The 3,746-nt window shown below is 65.9% G+C and carries 3 protein-coding genes; all 3 read right to left on the bottom strand.

The window, feature by feature from the left end; genetic code table 11:
• Positions 1–226 (bottom strand): ATP-binding cassette domain-containing protein (locus AC1DJT_RS35020; RefSeq protein WP_476835893.1); only part of this gene is annotated, 226 nt, incomplete at its 3' end.
• A 44-nt stretch (positions 227–270) separates the two neighbouring features.
• A complete protein-coding gene (locus tag AC1DJT_RS35015; RefSeq protein WP_441507364.1) occupies positions 271–1,791 on the bottom strand; it encodes an ABC transporter substrate-binding protein in 1,521 nt (506 codons plus the stop codon).
• A gap of 57 nt (positions 1,792–1,848) precedes the next feature.
• Positions 1,849–3,600 carry a gamma-glutamyltransferase family protein gene (locus AC1DJT_RS35010; protein ID WP_476835892.1) on the bottom strand — a complete coding sequence of 584 codons (1,752 nt, stop codon included), beginning with the start codon at positions 3,598–3,600 and terminating at the stop codon, positions 1,849–1,851.
• Positions 3,601–3,746: the final 146 nt, after the last annotated feature.

The raw sequence follows: 3,746 nt of genomic DNA, 5'->3' as shown, positions 1-3,746 counted from the left end.
CGCTGTGCTCGGGCAGAAGCCGCATCACGGCGAGCGAGGTCACGCTCTTGCCGCTGCCGGATTCGCCGACGATCGCCAGCGTGCGCCCCTTCCGGACCGAGAAGCTGACGCCGTCGACCGCAGTCACGGTGCGCGTGTCGCCTTCGAAGGCGACACGCAGGTTGTTGACGTCGAGGACGGACGCGGATGCGTCATCAGCCCGAACGGATCGGAGTGGGGTGCTCATCGCGTCCTTGGTACCGGTTCAGTTCTTGGTTCCTGGGTGCCGGCTCAGTTCTTGCGGCTGACGTCAGCCAGGCGGATGATGCCATCCGGAGCGGGCTTGAGGCCGGTGATCTTGGAGCTGTGCGCGAAGATCCACTGCGAGTGGTAGAGATAGACGATCGGCAGGTCCTTGAGCAGGATCGCGACCGCCTTGGCGTATTCGGCCTGGCGCGCGGCGGGGTCCCCGAGCGAGCGGGCCTTGGCGAGGATCGCGTCGAGCGCCTCGTTGCAATACTTGGCGTCGTTCGTCGCGGCGCCGCAGGAGAGCATCGGGGTGACGTTCAGGTCGGGATCGACGCGGCCGCTCCAGCCGACGAGATGCGACTGGAACTTGCCCTGACGGGCGACGTCGAGCAGCGTCATCAGTTCGGTCGGCTTGATCGAGACCTTGATGCCGATGTCCTGGACCATCGCCTGGATGAGCTGGGCGACCTGCTGGCGCTCGGCATCGGTGGGAACGAGCAGTTCCAGATTGACCGACTTCACACCGGCCTCGGCCATCTTCTTCTTGGCGGCGTCGAGGTCACGGGCCGGAACCGGGAAGCTCTTGTCGTAGAACGGGCTCGACGGCGGGAACGGCTGGTTGCCGATGCTGGCCTGGCCGTCGAAGACGACATTGCTGATGGCCTGACGATCGATCGCGAGGCTGAAGGCTTCGCGGATCGCGGCCTTCTTGCCGGCATCGAGATTGGCGCCATCGCCACCGATGCTGAAGGTGATGCCGTAATAGCCAAGGCCGACGACGGGATCGACGGCGAGCGCCTTGTCGGCCTTGACGGCGTCCACGTCGGTCGCTGCCAGACGCTCGATCAGGTCGAGCTGGCCCGAGCGCAGGTTCAGCAGGCGGACGTTGGAATCCGGCATGCCGCGATAGATCAGGCGATCGAACTTGTACTTCGCCGCATCGTAATATTGCGGGAATTTCTCGAGGACGATGCGGTCCTGGACCACGCGCTCGAGGAATTTGTAGGGACCGGAGCAGACCGGCGCATCGGTGAACTTGTCGCCGAGCTTTGCACCAGCCGCCGGGCTGATGATCATGCCGGCGCGGTCGCTGAGCGCGGCGAGCAGCGGAACCGAAGGCTCCTTGAGGCTGATCTTGACGGTGGTCGGATCGACGGCTTCGACGCTCTTGATCGCGCTGATCTCAGCCTTGCGCCGCGAGATMCCCGAGGTGAGCGCGCGCTCCAGATTGTACTTGATCGCCGCGGCGTCGACCTTGGTCCCGTCGTGGAAGACGGCATCGCTGCGCAGCGTCAGGGTCAGCACGGTGCTGTCTGCGCTCCATTCCCAGCTGGCCGCCAGCATCGGGATGATTTTGCCGTTCTGGTCGATGTCGACGATCTTGTCGCAGAGCGACTGCAGCACGTGGCGGCCGACGAAGCTCCAGTTGGACACGGGGTCGAGCGTATCAGGATCGTCCTGCAGGCCGATCTTGAGAACGGTCTGGGCGGCGGCGGGCGCCACCGTCACGGCCATGGCGCCGAGCGTCAGGCTGGCTGCGAGTGCAAGATAAGTCGGTTTCATCGATAGTCCCCTCTCCTGTTCCGGAATGCTTGTCTCATTGGGGTCAGCGGGTCGGGATCAGCGGGCGACCGCATAACCCTGGACGCCGCGCGGGTTGGCGCCGGCCTTCACCAGCTGCACATCGCCATCCATCTCGCGGGCGACCGCCGAGAGGCGTCCTTCGGACCAGGCGTCGCCGACGGTGATCTTGTGGCCCCGCGCCGCCAGATCGTCGCGGACCGCCTGCGGGAAGCGGTCTTCGAGCGTGACCGCGCCGAAGCTGATCTCGCGCGGCCAGAAGGAGCTCGCTAGATGGTCGGTATGGAAGGACGGGGCGTCGATCGCTTCCTGMAGGTTCATGCCCTTGTGGAGATGGCGCAGCAGCATGATCAGCTGCCATTGATCCTGCTGGTCGCCGCCCGGCGTGCCGAAGGCCATGTAGGGCTGGCCGTCACGATAGACGGTCGACGGCGTCAGCGTCGTGCGCGGCCGCTTCGACGGCGCGAGCGTGGAGTTCAGGCCCTCTTCGAGCCAGAACATCTGCGCGCGGGTCGTCAGGCTGAAGCCGAGACCGGGAATGACCGGGCTCGACTGGAACCAGCCGCCGGACGGCGTCGCCGACACCATATTGCCCCAGCGGTCGACGGCGCTGACCTGCACGGTGTCGCCGCGCTGGGCGCCTTCGCGGGTCAGTGCCGGTTCGCCCTGCCTGTCATTCGGCAATTTGGCTTCGCGGGCGACCGTCGGCTCGCCGCCGCCAAGGCCGGGCTGTGCAATGGTGCCAACCGTGCGCAGCGGCGGCAGATTGGGATTGCGCCCCTCAGGGGTGCCGGGGAGGACGTCCATCGACGCCTTACCCGTGATCAGCGCGCGGCGGATATCGGCATAGCCGGAGGAGAGCAGCGCCTTGATCGGTACATCGGAGCTGTCGCCGTACCAGGAATCGCGGTCGGCCATCGCGAGCTTGGCCGTCTCGACGACGAGATGCACGAAATCGGCGCTTGTCGGATCGAGATCGGCGATATCCGTGCCCTTGAGGATCTGCAGCATCTGCAGCAKGACCGGTCCCTGCGACCACGGCCCACATTTGAAGACCTCGCAGTCGCCATAGGTCACGGAGACCGGCTTTTCGATCTGCGGCTGATAGTCAGCCATGTCCTGGGCGGTGATCAGGCCCTTGTGGCGGCGGCCCGAGACGTCCCAGACCTCTTGCGTGGCGCAGAATTMCTCGATCCGCTCGGCGACCGGGCCGCGATACCAGAAGTCGAGCGCCGCATTGATGCGTGCCTCGCGATTCCCGGCCGATTTCGCGTGGTCGAGGATCTGCTGGTAGAGCGCCGCGATCTGCGGATTGCGGAAGAGCTTGCCGGACTGAGGGGCCACGCCGCCCGGCAGGTAAATCTCCGCGGAGCTCGGCCAATGGGTCTCGAAGAGCTCGCGCATCGAGGCGATCGTCCGGGCGATGCGTGGCGCCAGCGGGTGGCCGGTCCTGGCGTAATAGATCGCGGGCGCCAGCACGTCTTCGAGCTCGGCCGTGCCGTAGTCGCGCAGCAGCGTCAGCCAGGCGCCGAATGCGCCGGGAATGCAGGCGGCGAGCAGGCCGGTGCCCGGAATGATATCGAGGCCGAGATCCTTGAAATGCTTGATGGTCGCCTTCGCAGGGGACGGCCCCTGCCCGCAGATGACGATCGGCTGATCGGCTCCGGCCGGGGTCACGATGATCGGCACCTCGCCGGCGGGGCCGTTGAGATGGGGCTCGACGATCTGCAGGACGAAACCGGTGGCGACCGCGGCGTCAAAGGCGGTGTGGCCCCTTTCCAGGATGGACATGCCGACGGTCGAGGCAAGCCAATGCGTCGAGGAAACGGCTCCGAATGTGCCCCTGAGTTCCGGTCGCGTCGTAAAAGTMATGGCAATTCCTCATTTCCAGCCATCCGCGACCGCCTTGAGGAAGGCTGTCGACAAGGCCGGAGATC

It is taken from the genome of Allobosea sp. 05T422_2, assembly GCF_056396265.1.
This window is presented reverse-complemented; position numbering and strand designations above follow the sequence as displayed.